Genomic DNA, 18,470 nt, shown 5'->3' with positions numbered 1-18,470 from the left:
GCTCAACTCATCCCCACCGCGGACCGACCCGGCACCGACTGGGCCCGGCCCCGGCCGAAGGCCGACAACGGCGCCAACCGTCCAGCCCGATCACCCACGTGCCGTGCACCCACCGTGATGCCGTGGCGGGTCTTCTGGCTCAGCGCGGTCTGGAAGTGGATGCCGCGGCCAGCGACAGTGGCGCCACGTCGGGCCATCAGATCGGTCGGACGCACCCACTCCACACCCCGCCCCACCTGCCGACCCACAGGACGGCTGGTGGTCCGGGCGGTGCGGGCTTTGACCGCCTCAGGCACCACCCCCTCCGCACCCTCACCCAGCCCCGGAGCACCAGCGTCTGCTCCGTCGATGTCGGGGGCGAGCTGCTCATCGAGCTCTTCCACCGGCGCCTTGGGTGGGACAAAAACGCCTCGCTCACTCACCGTCTCCTGGTCGAGGTTCTCCGCGTGGGTGCCGGGGGTGGCCAGGGCGAGTTCTTCGGGATCGGGTGGGCCGTAGTCGTCGTGGACCGGCGGCTCCACCGGGTGGTGCTCGTGTTCGTGGGTGCTCATGATTCCTCCTTCATCGATGGACTGGTGGCAGGTTCAGAACCTCTCGTCGGCGTGGAGGTGAGCCAGCGGCCCACCGTGGACGGATGCACGCCCAGCTCGGCGGCAATCTGCTTGTTCGACCACCCCTCACTCCGCAACCCGGCAGCCCGCTCCCGCCGACCCACCCCAGCCATCTCGGAAACGCCTCGAACGGTCTCCCCATAACGAGCAGTCGGAGTCGAACCCTCGGGCGCGGGCTTCTCCTCGACGTGCTTAATCGGAGACGGACCGGTTCCCGGTGTGGTCGGTCGTTCATCGCCAAGGCCAGCGGTGTCGCTGGCTTCGTGCTGCAGGAGTGCCGCCGGCATAGGCTCTGCCTCGATGCCCGGTCTTGGGGCTGGTGTGGGCTGGTCGTTCTGTTGGGCGATGGTTTGCCAGATCACGGTCTGCGGCTCGGGGCTGGTGGCGCGGGTGAGAATGACGGTGAGGTGAGTGATCGCCAACAACACCACAGGCGGAACCGCAGCAATCGCCGCCGCCAACAGGGCCGGGACATCGCCGTCGGCGGCGACGATGGCGTGCAGGGCGTTCGCGGTGACCGAGACGATGGCACCGCCGATCAACAGAGCCCAGGGATACCAAGCAGCCTTCTGCCCAGCCAGAGCGACCACGGCGACGGTGGCGACCACGATGATGCCGTCGACGATCAGCGGCCATGCCCACGCCTGACCTGCCCCGATGCCCGAACGGGCCGCGAGATCAGCCAGGGCGGTGAAGGACAGCCAGAATGCCCCGATCGCGATGAACACCGTCCCCGCGACCGCCGTCCGCACCGCCCACCGCCGCGCCCTCACGCCAGCCCCCAACCCGCGCCCACCGGCACCCGCACCGACGACGCCTCCGCTGGTTCGGTGGGCCTGGATGCTGTGGAGGTTGTGGGGTGGGTGGTGCGGTAGGCCGACCGCACGGTGGCGGCGATCTCCCGCGGACCGAGCCCCGCCTCGGAGGCAGCCGCACCGAGTGCTTCCACTGCGGTGGCGGGTGCGATGTCGTGTTCCGCGGCCCGGCAAGCCGCCCAGAACAACCCCCGATTCCGCTCGCCCTCACCCAAACCCGCCACCCACGCGGCCAGCCGCGACACCACCACCCCAGGCTCGCTCTGAGCCATGCCGCGATCAGCAGCGCGCGGTCGCAGGGCGGGCCGGGGGTCGAGGAAGTCCCGGAGCGCGTCACTGTCGATCCCGCCCGCCGCCCCTTGCCGAACCGTGACTAACCGATACGACCCGGCATCTGTGCGTGAGGGTGGGATGACGATGTAGCCGCCATCGCCACGGAAATCCACACCGGCCCGGGCAGCCTGCCACGACCGCTGCACCACACCTGGTGTGGCCGGGTAGTAGCCATGCCGGCCACCCGAGGGGGAGACCACCGTGAACACCGGCACACCTGCCCGCCCCGCATCGAGGGCGCGGCGCATGCTCTCCCGGCCATCCACGTGCTCGCGGACATCAACATCCACGACCACGACACCGGAGACCGCCCCGGTCGGCAGTCCCAGGTTCGCCTCCGGCCATCGCGTCCACCATTGCGTGATCTGGGCGAGGTCGGTGGTGGCGTCGTGGAACCCCCGGGCCGTGAGGGGGCGCTTCTGCCCGGGCACGCACGGAATCACCGGCACACCCGCCGATGCAAGATCACTCGCCACGCGCCCCAGCGACCTGTCCGAACCAGGAGCGAGAAGCCGGGCCAATTGGTAAAGGTCCGGGCTCATAGCGCCACCGCCTCACGCCCCGACACCACCCGCTCCACCGGCTCCGACACCGCCGGCGCCGCCGGGGCCTGCCGCGTCGCGGGTTCGCGAGCGTGGGTGTCGCGGTCCAGACCGGGCGGGGTGCCGTTGCCGACCTGGGTGGTGTCGAGTTGCTCCAGAATCCCCAGCGCGGTTTTGCGGACCCGTTCCCCGGTGGTCTTGACCACCTCGACCGGGTCCTGGCCCTCCACTCGGGCTGCCCACGTCGAGACATACGGGACGGTGTAGCCGGAGGTGTCCATGCCATGTGCGGCACCCACCATCAACGCGACCGATTCGGCCTCGACCTCGCCGATCCCGCGATGCTGCCGCGCCTCACTAGCGTCCGGGCCATGCAACAGGACGTGGCCGAGTTCATGGGCCAGGGTCTTTACCTGCGCGGCCGGATCCATGTCACTACGCACCGACACCACCCGACTGGAGTAGTCGGTCAGCCCATTCGCCCCGAAAATCTCCGATGCATCCGCAACCAGCCGCAGCTCAAACCCAGCAGACTGGACTTGGGTGGCGAGGCCCTCCCACAATCCAGCGGGCGCCTGCCCTTCCAACAACCGCGGAGCCGGCGGTTCAGGAATTGGGTCGCCGGTGGTCTGGGAGGCGTCCCAGACGTAGGCGGGGCGGACGCCGACCATCTTCGTGCGCACCGTCTCACCCGCACGCGGCTTCTCACCCTTCCCGAGGCGTCGCCACGACTCAGCATCCTGCGGGGTTGCTGAGGCGAACCGTCCCGTCACCGGCGCCAGAATCTGATACCCCGGCTGCCCCTTCGACACCTGGCGACCCAACTGCTGCCACTGCCGATACCCGGCCACATGCGACGGCACCGGGTCCGGCACCAGACCCAGCCCGTAAGCCTCCTGATGCTGGGTGAAAATCAGGATCGTGTTCGCGAACGACCGCGCCCGAAACCGGGCCGCGAACGCCAACGCCCGGGCCCAATCCTCACCCGACACCAGCTGCTCGACCGCACCCGTCAGCCGTTGATGCAGCGCATCAAGCTTCGCCTCCCGCACCGCCCGAGCATCCATGCCCGACGTTGCCATGCCGGTCTCCTTCCGCGAACCTGTCCACCGGGTCGAAGAACCGACCCGGTGACCATCAGGTACGCCGGAACCACCAGCACTAGAAGACGGACAACAAGGAACCCCTACAGTGACCGCCAGGAACTCCTGCGAACCCGACGTGTCATACCCGGCCTAGCAGGTGCGCTGAGATCAGGCCATGCGTTGCTTCCAAAGATGAGCAGAATCGTCACAAGGAAGCGGCGTTTGGAATCATCAACACTGAAGCGATCTCGACTTCTTGACCACAGTGCGGGCACTGGGCGTGCCCATCAGTGAATGGTGTGACGGGGCGAGCGCGTTGCTGAGACTGGTCACGGTACTCAGTCGGAAGGAGGCCAGTGATGCGTCGAAATTGTCGCGCAGCATTGCCTCGGCTGCGCCATCCCACCTCGTGCATCAGTTCACCGACAGGACGTCGGCTGCGCGCGAGCAGTGTCGCGAGCTGGACGCAGCGAACCCGCGTCAGGTACTTCATCGGGCTGATCCCGTACCGTCGCGCGAAAACTCTACCCAACTGAGACGGCGAAATGTGCACCTCTCTTGCCACTGACTCCAGAGTCCATTGCACTTCCGGCCAGTCGTTGAGTAGTGATGCAGCAATCTCAGCAGGGTCAGGTTCCGCCACTTGACGTAGAGACCCCATGCGGTTGCGACTCATGGGAGCCTCCGAAGACCCATCCGCGTGGAGGTCGAGTGCTTAGCGCGACAGGGCTCGATCACTGCGCAAGAGGAGGGCGATGCCCATGAACCCGACAAGGCATGCAGTCGCTGCGAGCGCCAGCGAAACCTGGTACCCCTCAGTCCCGCAGGAGGGTTCACGGGCCATGAACGCCGCGTAGATGCTGCCTAGCAACGTGACGGAGATCAGGCTGCCGAACTCGTATGACACTTCCTCGACGCCGGAGGCCATCCCGGCCCGATCAGCAGACACGTTGGAAATGATCGTGGAGGAAGCCACTGTGATCAGGACTCCAATTCCTGTGCCCGCGAGGAACAGGCTGACCGCGAACATCCACAAGTTCGCCTCCAGAACCAGGGTTGCCAGTGCATAACCCCCGCCCGCAACAACACAGCCAGCGCCGAGCAGGCGACGCGGCCCGACTCGGGAAAGCACTGAACCCGCAAGGAGGGAGGTCACCGTCGCGCCCGCCGCGATCGCGGCCAACAGGAGTCCGCTCTGCAGGGGTGAGAATCCACGAACTAGCTGGAAGTGCTGAGAAGTCACCGCCCCAACTCCGGCAAAGACGAATGTAGCCAGCCCTGCTGCCAAGACACCGGCAACGACCGATCGGCTGCGGAAGACCGAGAAATCCAGGAGCGGTGTTGGGAGTCTCCGCTGGCGTCGTGCGAACCACCAGAAGCAGACGAAACTCGTCGCAAGTGCCCCTGTAATGAAGGCGCCGGAGGGGGCCGATACGGCACCCTGCTTGATCGCTGCGACTAGGCCAGTCAACCCAACGAGCGCCAGCACAGATGACAGCAAGTCCCAGGACGTTCTTGCCGATGCGCGAGCCGCTGGCGCGTACATGGCCGCCAACAGGAAGGTCACGAGGGCAAAGGGGACGTTGATGAGGAAGACCGAGCCCCACCAGAACCACTCCAGGAGCAGGCCTCCAACGAGCGGACCGAAGGCAATGCCACCGATCGAGACACTCGACCAAACAGCGATGGCGACGTTGCGCTCATCCTCGTTCTCGAACGTGAACCGGATGATCGCGAGTGTCGCGGGCAGCATCAGTGCTGCGCCCACCGCGAGTAGTGCCCGCGCGACGATCAGCACCCACGCGTTTGGAGAGAAGGCTGCGAGTAGGGAAGCTATCCCGAACGCGCTGATGCCAATCTGGAACACCAGCTTGTGTCCGAACCTATCCCCGAGCGTCCCGGTGCCCAGCAGTAGGCCAGTCATGACGAGGGGGTACATGTTGATGATCCACAGTGACTCACTTACGCTCGCCGACAACTCGTCCGTCAGAAGAGGCATGACCACGTAGAGAATCGAAGTGTCGACCGTTGCAAGCAGCAAACCGAGAGAGACGGCGGTGAGCACGAACCACCGTGTTCGCTGCGAGGCCGGCGCAGGGGGATCTTGAGTCATCTCAGCCTTTCAATATGCCGATACGTCGTCAGAGCGCGGTAGATTTGGGAGCCGCGTACAGGGAGCATGAAAGTCAGACTCCCGATCATTGGCGCATGTGCTCGGAGGCAAGTCGCGCGAAGATGAGGGTGTCGGTCCATTCGCCCTTGCTGAACCAGTCCTGGACGTGATGTGCTTCGAGCCGGAGCCCGACACGACGAGCCAGTGCTGCCGAGGCGCTGTTTCGGGCATCCATCTGCGCGGTGATGCGGTGGAGCCGGTAGTGGTCAAACCCGAGGGCGAGCACTGCTCGGACGGCTTCGCTGGCGAAACCTTGCCCACCGTGCGCCGGGTCGAGAACCCACCCGATCTCGCCTTGACGGTGCTCGTGATCGGTGAGCCACAACGCGACGTCTCCGATCGGGACGCCGTCATGCTCGATGACCAGCGCAAGCGCGCCAGTCTCGCCATCGATGTCAGTCTTCGCTAGGCGTTCGGTGAGCTTGTCGTGGGTGACCTCCGCGGTCCATGGCTCGTCCAGCAGGTAGCGGGCAACGTCGGGTCGCGAGTACAGCTCGTGAAGCCATTCGGCATCGTCGGCGTTATGTGGACGGAGCCGAAGCCGCTCCGTCGCCAACGACCACTGGGCGGTGGGCTTGAGGTCGCGCCGGTAATGGAATAGTTCCTCGCACTGTCCTGCGGGCGTGGTCCCGACGGCTCGCTCGACCTCATGGAACCCTGCGTTCGTCAAGCACCGCTGGGAGGCCTTGTTCTTCAGGAGCGTGCGTGCTGTCAAGGTTCGCAGTCCACTGTTGCGTGCGAAGCACGATGCCAACTCCAGGCCCCGACGAGCGTGCCCTGCTCCCCGCGCATCCGGATGCATCCAGAACCCGACCTCGGCAGAGTTCGTGCTGACGTCGAAGAGCACCAAGGAGCCCACAAACCGGTCCGTCTCGGCGTCGGCAAGTGCGAGGACTGCCAGCGTGCCGGACGACAGACCCTCAGCAACCTCGTCACGGATCATCCGTCGCACGGACTCGGGGGTGTAGTCGGACTCGGGCAGGTGGCCGAAGCGCCGCACAGCTTCATCCTTGGTGCCGGCTGCATACGCGTCTGCGTCCAGCTCAGAGAGGGGGCGTAGGCGAGTGTTCTCAAAGGTGATCGGGAGGGTGGTGGCATCCAGCATGCGCTAAACCTAACATAGAATGGATAGCTAACTGAAGCATGTTTGGTTAGGCTGGTGGGGTGAGCTACTGGGAACACCGCAAACCTGTGCGACGCCTCCGCGCAGTGGACATCGGGGAGGTTGCGAGGGCATCGGTGAGGCTGCTGGACGAAGGCGGGTTGAGGGCCCTCACCCTGCGATCTGTGGCGCAACAGGTGGGTGTCGCTCCAGCCAGCCTGTACTCGCGCGTCGAATCCGTCGACGATCTGTTCGACCTCGCCCTCGACACAGCGCTTGCAGACGATCCCGTGATGTCCGAGTCGATCCGCAACGCCGACCTGCCTGCCCTGATGCACGCCTTCTTCGCGCACCTCACGACCCACCGGTGGGCCGGTCAGGTCATCGGTATGCGCGCTCCCAGGGGCCCGGCGTACCTGGCCCTTTCCGAGCGGATGTGCGTCCTGCTCGAACAAGCGGGTACCCCGGATCCGCTGGGAACGGCCTACCGATTGTCCAACCTGGTGATTGGCGCCTCGCTGACCGCACCCATGGCGTCTGACGAGAAGCGCGTCGCCATTGACCCTGACCAAGCTCCTACCTATGCGCGGCTCCACGCGACGCACCACATCAGCCCACGCGAGATTCTCTCCGACGGCATCACGGCACTCCTGTCGTGAGGGGGCCTTTTGATTGGGGGCTGCCCTGCGTTGCTGATGGCCACGGGCTGGTCTCCGTGAGAGTGCGCCCAATCGCAGTGCGCCGATATTCGGACGGGCTGATCCCGACGACGTCGGTGAACTGCCGTGCGGCATGTCCACGGCTGCGCCACCCGACTTTTGTCATGGCGACGCCGATTGGAAGATCAGTCTCGACCAGAAGGTGAGCCAGCCGATGGGCCCGAATGTGAGCCAGGTACCGCATGGGCGGCATCCCGAATCGTTGTGTGAACGCTCTGCCCAGCTGTGACACCGAGAGGTGAACCAGCGCGGCAAGGTCACGGAGTCGCCAATCCCGTTGAGGTGCTTCTGCGAGCAGCCGCGCTGCCAGTTCTGTGGAAGTTTCACCGGAACGGTGCTCCGTGGCACTCCTAGCTGTTGACGTGTAGCGGCAGGCCTGGCGCCGCGCTGCGATGGTCATCGACGGCGCCTCCTCGACTTCACCTGCTGCGTCTGCGCACGGTGTGCAGGCGGGGAAGAACCGGTGGTCTTGAACAAGTCCACCCATGCCTCGACGGGCAGGTCCTTCGGGAGTCCTGCAGCGGTCATGCCGTGGCGTGTCAGCCACGCCTGTGCGGTCTGTGGTGAGTCGAGCGTGGTGGTGCGTGCGAGGATCTGGGCGAGCCCGCGGCCGGGGCCGGTGTAGACGCGGTGGACCAGGGCATGGAAGTGGCGTCGCCGTGTCGGGGACAGCAGCGGATGTTCGCGACGGTGGATGGTGAGGATTCCGCCGTCGACTCCCGGACGTGGGGTGAACGCGCGAGCGGGAACACGACTGTGCAGCGTGAACTCGAACCAAGGCGCCCATTGCGCTGTCATCATCGTGGCACCGCCGACGCCCGCTCTGCGCCGCGCGACTTCCCATTGCACGAGCACGATTGCATCGGTCCATGCCGGGGAGTGCAGGATGCGCCGCAGTATGGCCGTGGTCTGGTGAAACGGCAGGTTGCCGACGAGCACATGCGTAGATGTTGGAAGCCGGTAGGTCAGGAAGTCGTCGGCGACGACCTCCACGTGCGGTGGGAGTCGTTGGGTCAAGCGTTGGGCGAGCCGAGTGTCGATCTCGACGGCTGTCACCGGTCGCCCGAGCTGGGCCAGCGGGGTGGTGAGTGCTCCGTCACCGGGGCCGATCTCGATGATCGGGCCCTCGGTGGCAGCCACGAGCCGTGTGATCGTGGCAATGGTGGATGGGTCAGTCAGGAAGTTCTGGCCGTGCTCATGACGGCCACCTCGATAGGTAGGCATTGTTTGCTCCGTGGTTGTTGCGGAGCCGGGCACGCTGAAAGAGCCGCCCGGCCGTGATCACCGGGTGCGGGAGCAACAACCTGTGGAGGGTGCCCGCCGCTGTTAGCGGCTGCGCAGACGCAGCGAAGCAGTGCCGTAGAACAACATGCCCACCAGCGTAGGTGACCCCGCTGCCGGTCAGCGACTCAATATCCCGTCTCTGCTCAAAGACGCGCAGATCCGTATCAATGCTGGCCAGTACGAATCCCGAGCTAACCCACGGCCGCAGAGCCTCGGCATCATCGAGATTCGTTCCGTGAGAGACCTCGACAGATCTGCCACGCGTCTTGCAGATCGAGGTTGGGAGGCTGCCGGCTCACCTGTGTGACGACCGGGTGAGGGGTGGTTCGGGTGACGGTGTCGATGCGGGTGATGTCGGCCGGCGATGGCTACAAGTACCTGCTGCGCACGGTGGCGGCCGGCGATGGTGACCGGTCGTTGTCGACTCCGCTGACCCGTTATTACGCCGAGGCGGGCACCCCGCCGGGGCGCTGGCTTGGTTCGGGCGTGGCCGCTCTGGGGCATGGTGGACTCACCCCTGGCGCCCAGGTCTCAGAGGCACAGCTTCAGTTGCTGGTCGGGATGGGACGGGACCCGATCACTGGTGACCCGCTGGGGCGGGCGTATCCGGCGTACAGCTCGACGGCTGAGCGGGTTGCGGACCGTGTCGCGGAACTGGACGCATCGCTGGGTGTGGTGGAGCGGGGTCGGGTGGTGGCGCAGATCGAGGCGGAGGAGGCTGCGCGGGGGTCGCGGCGTGCGGTGGCGGGGTTTGATTTCACGTTCAGTGTGCCGAAGTCGGCGTCGGTGTTGTGGGCGGTTGCGGACGCGGGGACGCAGGCGTTGATTGCGCAAGCCCATCATGAGGCGGTTGCGGCGGTGGTTGCGTTCATGGAGCGCGAGGTTGCAGCCACCCGCACGGGCGCAACTGCTGGTGATGGCGCGGTTGCACAAGTTGACGTCACCGGGCTCATCGCGACCGCGTTCGATCACTTCGATTCCCGCGCCGGTGACCCGCACTTGCATACGCATGTGGTGATCAGCAACAAGGCCCGCACGGTGTTGGATGGGAAGTGGCGGAGTCTGGATGGGCGTCCGATGCATGCTGCGGTTGTCGCGTTGTCCGAGCTGCACGAGGCCGTGTTCGCCGATCACATGACCCGCACGTTCGGCGTGACGTGGGAGCCGCGGGAGATGGGACGGGATCGGAACCCGTCGTGGGCGATCACCGACGTTCCCGAGGATCTGGTGGCGGAGTTTTCCACGCGGGCGCGGCAGATCGAGGTGGAGAAGGACCGGTTGGTGGCCGAGTACGTGGCCGCTCACGGACGGCAGCCATCTGATGCCACCGTGATCCGGTTGCGTGCGCAGGCCACGCTCGCGACGCGTCCGGAGAAGCAGGTCCGCTCGTTGGCGGAGCTGACGGCCGAGTGGCGCACCCGCGCCGGTCAGCAGCTCGGTATGGATGCGACCGTGTGGGCGCGGAGCGTCACGGCGGGGGAGCGGCAGTTGTTGTTGCGGGCTGATGATGTGCCGTTGGATCTGATCGAGCAGGTGGGGCGGTCGGTGGTCGAGGTGGTCGGTGAGAAGCGCTCGACGTGGCGGCGCTGGAACCTGATGGCCGAAGCCGCCCGCCAAACGATGGGGTGGCGGTTTGCCACCGTTGAGGACCGCGAAGCCATCACCGCCATGGTCGCCGACGCTGCCGAACACGCGTCCCTGCGCCTGACCCCACCCGAGCTAGCGGTGAGTCCGGTGGAGTTCCGCCGCCCGGACGGCACAAGCGTCTTTCGGCCGAAGCACTCGACCGTGTTCTCCTCCGACACCCTCCTCGCCGCCGAAGACCGCCTCCTGCAACGGGCCCGCACCACCACCGGCCCGAGCATCGACCTCGCCACCGTCGAGACCATCACGAGCAAGCCTGATGCCGAGGGCCGGATGCTCGGTCCCGACCAGGCTGAAGCTTTGGCGTCGGTTGCCGTCTCGGGCCGGGTGGTGGATGTGTTGGTGGGGCCGGCGGGGGCCGGTAAGACGACCGCGATGAACGCCTTGCGTCGGGCATGGGAGGCCTCGCATGGTGCCGGGTCGGTGGTGGGGCTGGCCCCGTCGGCGGTTGCGGCGCAGGTGCTGGCCGACGATCTGGGCATTCAGACGGAAAACACGGCGAAGTGGTGGACCACCCACCAACACACCGGCGCCAGCTTCCAGCCCGGGCAGCTGGTCATCATCGACGAAGCCTCCCTCGCAGGCACCCTCTCGCTCGACCGGATCACGCAGGCAGCGGAGGAAGCGGGAGCGAAGGTGCTGCTCGTCGGCGATTACGCGCAGCTCCAGTCTGTCGATGCCGGTGGTGCGTTCAGTCTGTTGATCCACGACCGTGACGATGCTCCCGAACTGGTCGATGTCCACCGCTTCACCCACGTCTGGGAGAAGACCGCATCCCTGGAGCTACGGCACGGCCGCACCCCAGTCATCGACACCTACCTGGCACACGATCGCATCCATGACGGTGACGCCGAGGCCATGACCGATGCCGCCTACACCGCCTGGCGCCACGACCGCCAGGCGGGATTGGCGTCGGTGCTGATCGCCGAAACCCGCGAGAACGTCACCGCCCTCAACGTCCGCGCCCGCGCCGACCTCATCCTCGACGGCACGCTGAAGCCCGGCCCCGAAATCACCCTGTCCGACGGATCGGCAGCAGGTGTGGGGGACACGATCATCACCCGCCGCAACGACCGGCGGCTGCGGAACCGGCACGGCTGGGTCCGCAACGGCCAAACCTGGACCATCACCGCCGTACGTGACGACGGGTCCATCACGATCCGCCCACCCGGGACCCGGTTCGGCAACAGCATCGTCCTGCCCGCAGACTACGTGGCCGAGCACGTCGACCTCGGCTACGCCGTCACCGCCCACCGCGCCCAAGGCATCACCACCGACACCGCCCACGTCCTCGTCGAACCCACCACCACCAGGGAGAACCTGTATGTCGCGATGACGCGCGGACGCGAATCGAACCAGGCCTACGTCGTCCTCGACCGCCCCGACGATCACGCCACTGCGCATCCGGGTGACAATCCTGACGCTACCGCCCGCACGGTCCTCTACGGCGTGCTCCAACACAGCGGTGCTGAGCTGTCGGCGCACGAGACCATCACCGCCGAGCAGGAGCGGTGGGGCTCGATCGCCCAACTCGCCGCCGAATACGAAACCATCGCCGCCGCAGCCCAACACGACCGCTGGACCGCCCTCGTCACCACCAGCGGCCTCACTACCGACCAAGCGCAAGCCGTCATCGACTCCGACGCCTTCGGCGCCCTGACCGCGGAACTGCGCCGGGCCGAAGCCAACCACCACAACGTCGACACCCTCCTGCCACGCCTCATCAAGGCTCGCGGGTTCGCCGACGCCGACGACATCGCCTCCGTCATCCACCACCGCCTCGCCAACGCCACCATCCGTCCCGCCGGATCGGGCCGCACCCGCCAGGCCCTGCGTCTCATCGCCGGCCTGATTCCCGAAGCCACCGGCCCCATGACCCCCGACATGCAGCAAGCCCTGACCGAGCGCCGCCAACTCATCGAAACTCGAGCAGAAGCAGTCTTGGACGCCGCCGTCCACACCCACGAACCATGGGTTACGGCACTCGGTCCGATCCCAGCCGATGGGCGGGAGCGCCAGCATTGGCGACGCCGCGCGCTCGTCGTTGCCGCTTACCGTGACCGGTACCAGATCAGCGACCCGGCACCGCTTGGCGCCCAGCCCGAAGGCACGGCGCAGAAGATCGACCGCGCCCGAGCCGAAACCGCGCTCCGGACGCTGACCCGCCCGACCCTCCGGGACGAGCGTCGGCGCCCCGCCGTCCAAGCGACGCGGCACCTCGACCTGTAACAGCAGGGGACAAAGAAGGGGTCTCGCACCGTCCACAGGGATGCTGCGAGACCCCATGAGTCTGCCGACCGGGCTACAGAGACCGTTCCGGTGGTCCAGCCGCCGGCGACGCGCGCCGTGTGAACTCGGCTGACAGCCCCGGACGCTGGGTGGCGCGGTTGGCGGTGAGTTCTTCGACGTCGGCAGCGGAGGTGACCAAGTGTGCGCGGCCGGTACGGAGCAGCTCGTGCGGACCATGACTGGTGACGCTGGTGACCGGCCCCGGCACTGCACCGACCTGGCGTCCGAGCTGGTGGGCTTCGGCCGCCACACGTAGTGTCCCCGACCGCGCGCCGGCCTCCACGACCACCGTCACGGCCGACATGGCACCCAACAGTCGGGAGCGGGCCAGGAACCGATGCCGAGTCGGTACCGATCCGGGAGGAAGCTCGCTTACCAGTGCACCCACATCACCCACCCGATCCAGCAACTCACGGTGCCCGCTCGGGTATGGGCGGTCCACCCCACCGGCGAGCACCGCGATCGTGTCCCCACCGGCCGCCAACGCTGCGCGGTACACAGCTGCCTCGACGCCAAAGGCGCCGCCAGCGACCAGCACGCGCTCATGGTTTGCGAGGTCGCCCGACAGATCGGCGGCGACATGCTCCCCATACGCGGTGGCCGCCCGAGAACCCGTGACCGTCACCAAGTCCTGCATTGGCCGCGCCAGGAACGACGTTGCCCCGCGCACGAACAGAACATACGGCGCGCGGTCGCCCAGATCATCCAGCGCCCGAGGCCACTGCGCATCACCCGGGATCAGCGTGGCGATCCCGCTCTCCTCAACCACACGCAGCCGCTGGTCCAGCCCATCCAGCCTGCCCGGTGAGGCGAGACGGTCACGCCACACCCGATTATCAACCCGACCCAGCCCAGGCACGGTCGTGTCGGTGTCGAGCAGCCCGAGCGTCTCAACCGCACCCAAGCGACGCAGCAGCCCTCCCGTGACGGGATCATCCGGCTCCGCCAACAACGCCAACGCCACCCGGGCACGACGCTCGTCAACACCAAGACCAGTAACACCAGACATGACGCACCCTCCTCGAACAGACTCCGCCGAGTAGGTGCGCCAACACAGCCCGCGAGCCTCGCGCGAGGGTCAGGCCATGTGCACTGGCGAACGTGACAGCAGGCGCCGGTCGCGACGCTCAGCCGTGCGGGCACGCACCAACAGCACCACGCTCACCGGCCCCATGACCAGGAACTTGAACGCGTTCCAGATGCACAGCAGCACCAGCAAGTGGAACCAACCAGGCGCACCGCGGCCGATGAGAATCGTCAGGATGTTCGCGACCACGAGATACGGGATGGCCAGCAACATCGCAGGGACGCCCCACTTCAGCCCCCGCCGCGTGCGGAGCCTGTCCAAGACGATGTTGGTCGGCATGTAGCGGTGCAGGAAGTCCCGCGTGTGGATGCTGGCGATCCAGATCAGGCGAAACATGAGCACAGTCCTCTCCTCGTCACCGGCGACAAGGAAACAAGAGGACCACTCCGACCGAAGCCATCAGGTCAACCACCGCATCCAACGGTGGGCCACGCAGGTAGAGGCCGCCTACAGGCAACCATACTGCCTGGCAGTCGCGAGGGAAGTGAACCCGCCGCTGTCGCGCGGGGACCGGGGTGTCCACGGCGGCGAGGCTCTCTCGGTTCCCGGTGCTCGCCGCTAAGATGGAGCAAGGGTAACGGCTAGCGGTTCAAGGAGGCAGAGATGGCGCGTGCTGACCTGCTACTTGACCTCGTCGAAGCGGAGAGACGTGGTGACCGAGACCGATTTCGCGTTCTCGTCGAAGCTGTAATCGCTGAGGAGCGAGCCAACCAGCACCACCTTGTCGCTGACCGCTTGTCCGAGCTGATTACCACTACTGGGCAGAGCGCTCCGCGTGACGACCATGCGGCAGCTATGCGCGACCTGATCCAGGAGATCGTTCCTCAACGCCGCTTGGAAGAGCTAGAGCTTGCACCGGTCCCTCGTCGGGTCGTCGCTGAGTTGATTGAAGAGCAAAAGCGTTCCGAGCTGCTCCGCAGCTACGGAATCGAGCCCCGCAACCGACTCCTGTTGTCTGGTCCGCCGGGTAACGGCAAGACCAGCGTCGCCGAGGCGATCGCCTCAGAACTGATGCTGCCCTTCTACGTCATCCGTTATGAAGGAGTGGTCTCAAGCTTCTTGGGCGAAACCGCTGCACGGCTCGACAATGCCTTCGAGTTCGCACGGACGCGCCGTTGCGTCCTGTTTTTCGACGAACTTGACACCATCGCTAAAGAGCGATCGGACGAGCACGAGACAGGAGAGATCAAGCGCGTGGTCTCGACACTGCTGCTCCAGATCGACCGGCTGCCTCCGCATGTCCTTCTAGTCGGGGCGACAAACCACAGCGAGCTTCTCGACCGGGCAGCATGGCGACGCTTCCAGATCCGCGCCGAACTCGAACCACCCAGCCGTGCTCAAGCGACGCGCTTTCTCGAACGCCTCGCCGCCCGGCTGGGCGGTGATCTCGGATTTGCCCCGCGCACTCTGGCGGACAAACTTGCGGGAGCTAGCTTCTCCGAACTGGAAGAGTTCGCTCTCGACGTGCGTCGCAGAGCAGTCCTCGAACTCCCCGACAGCAACCTCCGGAAGATCGTCCAAGAACGTCTGGAGCACAGACGAGATCAGGCAACGGGATGACGGCCGAGCCTCGGCCCTTCCTGGCATTCGGGGCACCGAAGGTTGCAGGCCGACCAAAACAAAAGGCACGCGATCTGCCACGCTTGTCCAAACCAACCAGCGGCAGGCAGGGCGCACGCCTGACACCGCAATTTGGTGAACTGCGCTCGGCGTTCGATGCCGAGCGCGCACGTCTCTCGCCTGACGCGCGGGATGAGGTAGATCCGGCCTTGGTAGTGGTCTTTGACCTCGCCGGCAGCGTCACGGATTTCCGCAACGCGATCGACAAAGTCGACGGGCTGGAGTTCTTGTCTGAATTGATCGGGGAGCAATCTGACCCTGACGACGATTTCCACATGGTGGAGTCCAAGAGCGGCCGTACGGACAAGCCCGTTCAGCACTCCCTGTACCTGATGCTGTCGAACGCAAAAGCGATTGATCAACTCCTCAGCTTGTTCAAAACTTGGCAAACAGACCCGACAACAAAGTTTGCTCGTGGCCTCGGCAGGTTCAAGACAGCGTTCGAACAGCTCACCTCAATCAGACGCTGGGGGCCAGAGGATCGCATCCGAGAGACCGGCCTTCGCGAACAGTGGCAAGAGACGCTCGACCTCGTCGGCCAATCCGTGAGCACTGTGATGGTTGAAATCGAGCTGTGGTACCGCTCCGATGCTAGACAGCGCGCCACCGCGCAAGCGCACGTCGAGCAAGTCATCGCCGACAGTGGCGGGCGTGTGCTCGATCGCTCTCAGATCGGGGAGATCAGCTACCACGCCCTGCTTGCCGAACTGCCGATTCAACAGGTTCATTCCCTGACCACTGAGGGTGCCGAGTCGATCCAACTACTGGCCACAGACGAAGTCATGTTTGTCAGCCCGTTCACCCCTATGCACGTCGCACCGCCGACCACGGAAACGAGTATTCAGTTCGACCTGGAACCCCGAAGAGGTGCCCCTTCTGAGTTGCCTAGGGTCGCCTTGCTGGATGGGTTGCCGTTCGCTAACCATGACGCCCTCGCAGGTCGACTGGTAGTCGATGATCCTGATGGTCTTGGCGAGGACTACCCGCTGGCCTCTCGTTACCACGGCACGGCGATGGCGTCCTTGATCATTCATGGAGACCTTGCCACCCGCAGTGAACCGATCGACCGGCCCCTTTATGTGCGTCCAATCATGCAACCCCACGAGTTCATGTCAGGACACGAACAGACCCTGCCAGACAGGCTGTTCCCTGACCTGCTACACCGCGCGGTCAAGCGAATCGTTGAAGGTGATGCCGGCCACGACCCTGTCGCACCCAGCGTGCGCGTCATCAACCTCTCGATCGGGTCCCAAGCACGAGCGCTCGTGAGAAGGATGAGCCCTGTTGGCCGGCTACTCGACTGGCTAGCTCACTCCTACAACCTGCTGTTCATCGTCAGCGCTGGCAATCACCTCGGCCCAATCACAATTCCCGTTACCGTGGCCAGCGACCCCGAATCCGCTCGATCCGCTGCAATCCGAACCCTCCACGACAGTGCGCTGTTGCGCGGCATCCTCCCTCCAGGAGATGCTCTCAACGCACTCACCATCGGAGCGACCCACACCGACGGACTCGGCGATATCGACGTACCAGACACCGCCTGGGACATTACGCACCCGAACGGACCTGCCCACTACGGCGCGACGGGACCCGGCGTCGATCGATCAGTCAAGCCCGACCTGCATCACACCGGTGGCAGAGCGCTCTACACCCGCCCTGTCATTCCAGCCGATCGCCTAGAAACCGTTGCCGTGGAACTGGCCCAGACCGCAACTACCGGTCCGGGGCTCCAGGTGGCTGCACCTGGGCGAGCAGGCGCAACCAACCACACCGTCTTCAGCGTCGGCACGAGCAACGCAACGGCACTGGTGACGCGCGAGGCCAGCCGACTCTTCGATGTCCTTGAAGCTGGCTCCGACGATTCAGAAGACGCGCCGCTGCCAGATCCTCAATATCATCCCCTACTAGTGAGAGCCCTCCTTGCCCATGCGACAAGCTGGGGCGATTGGGAACCGCAACTGCGCCGCGAACTCAAGCTGAGCAAGCAGGAAGCTCGTCGACACCTGACCGCGCTTCTGGGCTACGGGCGCCTCGACACAGATCGACTCGGCGCTGGGGCCACAAACAGAGCAGTCCTAGTCAGCGGAGGGCTGATAGCCGGCGACCAACGTCACACCTATGAGTTGCCACTCCCGCCTTCGCTTCGTGCACGCGCAGAATGGCATCGCCTCACCATCACCCTGGCGTACATGGCCCCCACTGTCAGTCGGCTCAACCGCTACCGAAGTGCGAAGGTGTACTTCGCCACTCCAGACAAGCAACTCGCAGGCGGAGAACGCATTGATGCGGAGCACAACTCGGTCAGGCGAGGGAGCCTCCAACACGAGATCGTCCAAGGCAGCCGCGCCATGGTTTTCGGCGACGATGACACGTTCCCGATCCACGTTGAATGCATGGACGACGCCCAACACCTTGGTGCTGGTAAGACGGTGCGATACGCACTCGTGGTCTCCATCGAGACAGCAGAGCAGACCTCGACCACGATCCACGACGAAGTACGGGCAAGACTGCGGCAGCAAGCCCGCGATCGCGCGCGCGGCCGGGTACAGAGCTGATATGAACGGCGAAGGACTGCATACTCGGACCCAGCTCCTGTTGGAAACATCAGCGTTGGCCATGATGTCTTGAGCTCTTGCCGAAACCGTGGGGGGGCTCCATTCAGACACGACCGTGCGTGTCGCGCATCATGACACCGGCGGCGATCAAGTGTTTGCGGACTGTCCCCGCGGTGTAGCCGAACTTGTTGCCCACACGCTCCAGTGAAGCCCCCTGCTCATACATGGACCGCATCAGCCGAATCTCGCTGATCGACGGGGAGTGGTTGCGGAGGACGACACCGCCCTCTCGCAGGAGGCGAGAGAGTCGCTCGTGTCCGAGGCCAACTTGCCGGGCCACAGCCTTCAGGGACCCGCCGGCAACGTAAGCGGCTTCCGCTCGCTGGAGGAGGTCTGCGGACGCTCGCGGCGCCTGCTGCGGTTGGTGCCTCCGGCGGTGCGTCTTGTGCTTTCTCGCGCGGATGGACTGGTGTGCTCGCGACATCTGAATCACCGGCGGGGCAAGTTTCGACAAGCCTCCCGCTAGGTCCACCAGAAGAAAGGCCCTTCCTCACTTGAGGAAGGGCCTTTTTGCTGTCCCAGCGTGTCACTGCTGCCGGGGTACCGCCACG

15 protein-coding genes are annotated in these 18,470 nt (G+C 65.5%); 4 read left to right on the top strand and 11 right to left on the bottom strand.

Annotated elements, in window-relative coordinates; translation table 11 throughout:
• Positions 1 to 2: 2 nt before the first annotated feature.
• The 7 genes from Q0283_RS01940 to Q0283_RS01915 all read right to left on the bottom strand — a co-directional run bounded on the left by Q0283_RS01940 (position 3) and on the right by Q0283_RS01915 (position 6,664).
• Positions 3 to 551 (bottom strand): hypothetical protein, encoded by a 549-nt coding sequence (locus tag Q0283_RS01940; RefSeq protein ID WP_298042357.1) that lies wholly within the window; start codon positions 549 to 551, stop codon positions 3 to 5.
• On the bottom strand, positions 548 to 1,363 hold the full coding sequence (locus Q0283_RS01935) for a DUF2637 domain-containing protein (protein WP_298042354.1): 816 nt from the start codon (positions 1,361 to 1,363) through the stop codon (positions 548 to 550). The genes Q0283_RS01940 and Q0283_RS01935 overlap by 4 nt, the downstream gene beginning before the upstream one ends.
• Before the next feature lie 17 nt (positions 1,364 to 1,380).
• Positions 1,381 to 2,301, bottom strand: a complete 921-nt coding sequence (locus Q0283_RS01930; protein ID WP_298042351.1) for a bifunctional DNA primase/polymerase — start codon at positions 2,299 to 2,301, stop codon at positions 1,381 to 1,383.
• Positions 2,298 to 3,383: an ArdC-like ssDNA-binding domain-containing protein gene (locus Q0283_RS01925; protein WP_298042349.1), complete on the bottom strand. Its 1,086-nt coding sequence runs from the start codon at positions 3,381 to 3,383 to the stop codon at positions 2,298 to 2,300. Before Q0283_RS01925 ends, Q0283_RS01930 begins: the two co-directional genes overlap by 4 nt.
• Positions 3,384 to 3,591: 208 nt before the next feature.
• On the bottom strand, positions 3,592 to 4,047 hold the full coding sequence (locus tag Q0283_RS17595; protein WP_366133755.1) for a helix-turn-helix transcriptional regulator: 456 nt from the start codon (positions 4,045 to 4,047) through the stop codon (positions 3,592 to 3,594).
• Between the two features lie 54 nt (positions 4,048 to 4,101).
• Positions 4,102 to 5,451: an MFS transporter gene (locus tag Q0283_RS01920; protein ID WP_298042346.1), complete on the bottom strand. Its 1,350-nt coding sequence runs from the start codon at positions 5,449 to 5,451 to the stop codon at positions 4,102 to 4,104.
• Between the two features lie 133 nt (positions 5,452 to 5,584).
• Entirely contained in the window at positions 5,585 to 6,664 is a 1,080-nt protein-coding gene (locus tag Q0283_RS01915) for a GNAT family N-acetyltransferase (RefSeq protein WP_298042344.1), read from the bottom strand.
• Between the two features lie 59 nt (positions 6,665 to 6,723).
• Here Q0283_RS01915 and Q0283_RS01910 point away from each other — a divergent pair, with 59 nt between their 5' ends.
• Complete coding sequence (locus Q0283_RS01910) at positions 6,724 to 7,320, top strand: TetR/AcrR family transcriptional regulator (protein WP_298042341.1); 597 nt, start codon at positions 6,724 to 6,726, stop codon at positions 7,318 to 7,320.
• Here Q0283_RS01910 and Q0283_RS01905 read toward each other — a convergent pair.
• On the bottom strand, positions 7,301 to 7,780 hold the full coding sequence (locus Q0283_RS01905; protein ID WP_298042338.1) for a helix-turn-helix transcriptional regulator: 480 nt from the start codon (positions 7,778 to 7,780) through the stop codon (positions 7,301 to 7,303). The genes Q0283_RS01910 and Q0283_RS01905 overlap by 20 nt on opposite strands.
• Positions 7,777 to 8,604 carry a 23S ribosomal RNA methyltransferase Erm gene (gene erm / locus Q0283_RS01900; RefSeq protein ID WP_298042336.1) on the bottom strand — a complete coding sequence of 276 codons (828 nt, stop codon included), beginning with the start codon at positions 8,602 to 8,604 and terminating at the stop codon, positions 7,777 to 7,779. Before erm ends, Q0283_RS01905 begins: the two co-directional genes overlap by 4 nt.
• A gap of 402 nt (positions 8,605 to 9,006) precedes the next feature.
• Between erm and mobF the strand changes: the two genes are divergently transcribed.
• The gene (mobF, locus tag Q0283_RS01895; protein ID WP_298042396.1) at positions 9,007 to 12,537 is read left to right on the top strand and encodes a MobF family relaxase; all 3,531 of its coding nucleotides are present in this window, start codon (positions 9,007 to 9,009) and stop codon (positions 12,535 to 12,537) included.
• A gap of 73 nt (positions 12,538 to 12,610) precedes the next feature.
• Here mobF and Q0283_RS01890 read toward each other — a convergent pair whose 3' ends face one another.
• Both Q0283_RS01890 and Q0283_RS01885 read right to left on the bottom strand, forming a co-directional pair.
• Positions 12,611 to 13,606, bottom strand: coding sequence for a DNA-processing protein DprA (locus Q0283_RS01890; RefSeq protein ID WP_298042333.1), 996 nt, complete (start codon positions 13,604 to 13,606; stop codon positions 12,611 to 12,613).
• 69 nt (positions 13,607 to 13,675) lie between these two features.
• The gene (locus Q0283_RS01885) at positions 13,676 to 14,020 is read right to left on the bottom strand and encodes a sulfate permease (protein ID WP_298042331.1); all 345 of its coding nucleotides are present in this window, start codon (positions 14,018 to 14,020) and stop codon (positions 13,676 to 13,678) included.
• A gap of 267 nt (positions 14,021 to 14,287) precedes the next feature.
• Here Q0283_RS01885 and Q0283_RS01880 point away from each other — a divergent pair, with 267 nt between their 5' ends.
• Positions 14,288 to 15,244, top strand: coding sequence for an AAA family ATPase (locus Q0283_RS01880; RefSeq protein WP_047691388.1), 957 nt, complete (start codon positions 14,288 to 14,290; stop codon positions 15,242 to 15,244).
• Positions 15,241 to 17,859 (top strand): S8 family peptidase, encoded by a 2,619-nt coding sequence (locus Q0283_RS01875; RefSeq protein WP_298042327.1) that lies wholly within the window; start codon positions 15,241 to 15,243, stop codon positions 17,857 to 17,859. Before Q0283_RS01880 ends, Q0283_RS01875 begins: the two co-directional genes overlap by 4 nt.
• Positions 17,860 to 18,470: the final 611 nt, after the last annotated feature.

Source organism: uncultured Citricoccus sp. (genome assembly GCF_937871995.1).
Taxonomy (GTDB): Bacteria; Actinomycetota; Actinomycetes; order Actinomycetales; family Micrococcaceae; genus Citricoccus.
This window is presented reverse-complemented; position numbering and strand designations above follow the sequence as displayed.

What these genes read in the sequence shown, in the direction of transcription:
- Q0283_RS01940 (WP_298042357.1), bottom strand. Translation starts at nt 551, where the DNA reads ATGAGCACCCACGAACACGAGCACCACCCGGTGGAGCCGCCGGTCCAC.
- Q0283_RS01930 (WP_298042351.1), bottom strand. Translation starts at nt 2,301, where the DNA reads ATGAGCCCGGACCTTTACCAATTGGCCCGGCTTCTCGCTCCTGGTTCG.
- Q0283_RS01925 (WP_298042349.1), bottom strand. Translation starts at nt 3,383, where the DNA reads ATGGCAACGTCGGGCATGGATGCTCGGGCGGTGCGGGAGGCGAAGCTT.
- Q0283_RS17595 (WP_366133755.1), bottom strand. Translation starts at nt 4,047, where the DNA reads ATGGGGTCTCTACGTCAAGTGGCGGAACCTGACCCTGCTGAGATTGCT.
- Q0283_RS01915 (WP_298042344.1), bottom strand. Translation starts at nt 6,664, where the DNA reads ATGCTGGATGCCACCACCCTCCCGATCACCTTTGAGAACACTCGCCTA.
- Q0283_RS01905 (WP_298042338.1), bottom strand. Translation starts at nt 7,780, where the DNA reads ATGACCATCGCAGCGCGGCGCCAGGCCTGCCGCTACACGTCAACAGCT.
- erm (WP_298042336.1), bottom strand. Translation starts at nt 8,604, where the DNA reads ATGCCTACCTATCGAGGTGGCCGTCATGAGCACGGCCAGAACTTCCTG.
- mobF (WP_298042396.1), top strand. Translation starts at nt 9,007, where the DNA reads ATGCGGGTGATGTCGGCCGGCGATGGCTACAAGTACCTGCTGCGCACG.
- Q0283_RS01890 (WP_298042333.1), bottom strand. Translation starts at nt 13,606, where the DNA reads ATGTCTGGTGTTACTGGTCTTGGTGTTGACGAGCGTCGTGCCCGGGTG.
- Q0283_RS01885 (WP_298042331.1), bottom strand. Translation starts at nt 14,020, where the DNA reads ATGTTTCGCCTGATCTGGATCGCCAGCATCCACACGCGGGACTTCCTG.
- Q0283_RS01880 (WP_047691388.1), top strand. Translation starts at nt 14,288, where the DNA reads ATGGCGCGTGCTGACCTGCTACTTGACCTCGTCGAAGCGGAGAGACGT.
- Q0283_RS01875 (WP_298042327.1), top strand. Translation starts at nt 15,241, where the DNA reads ATGACGGCCGAGCCTCGGCCCTTCCTGGCATTCGGGGCACCGAAGGTT.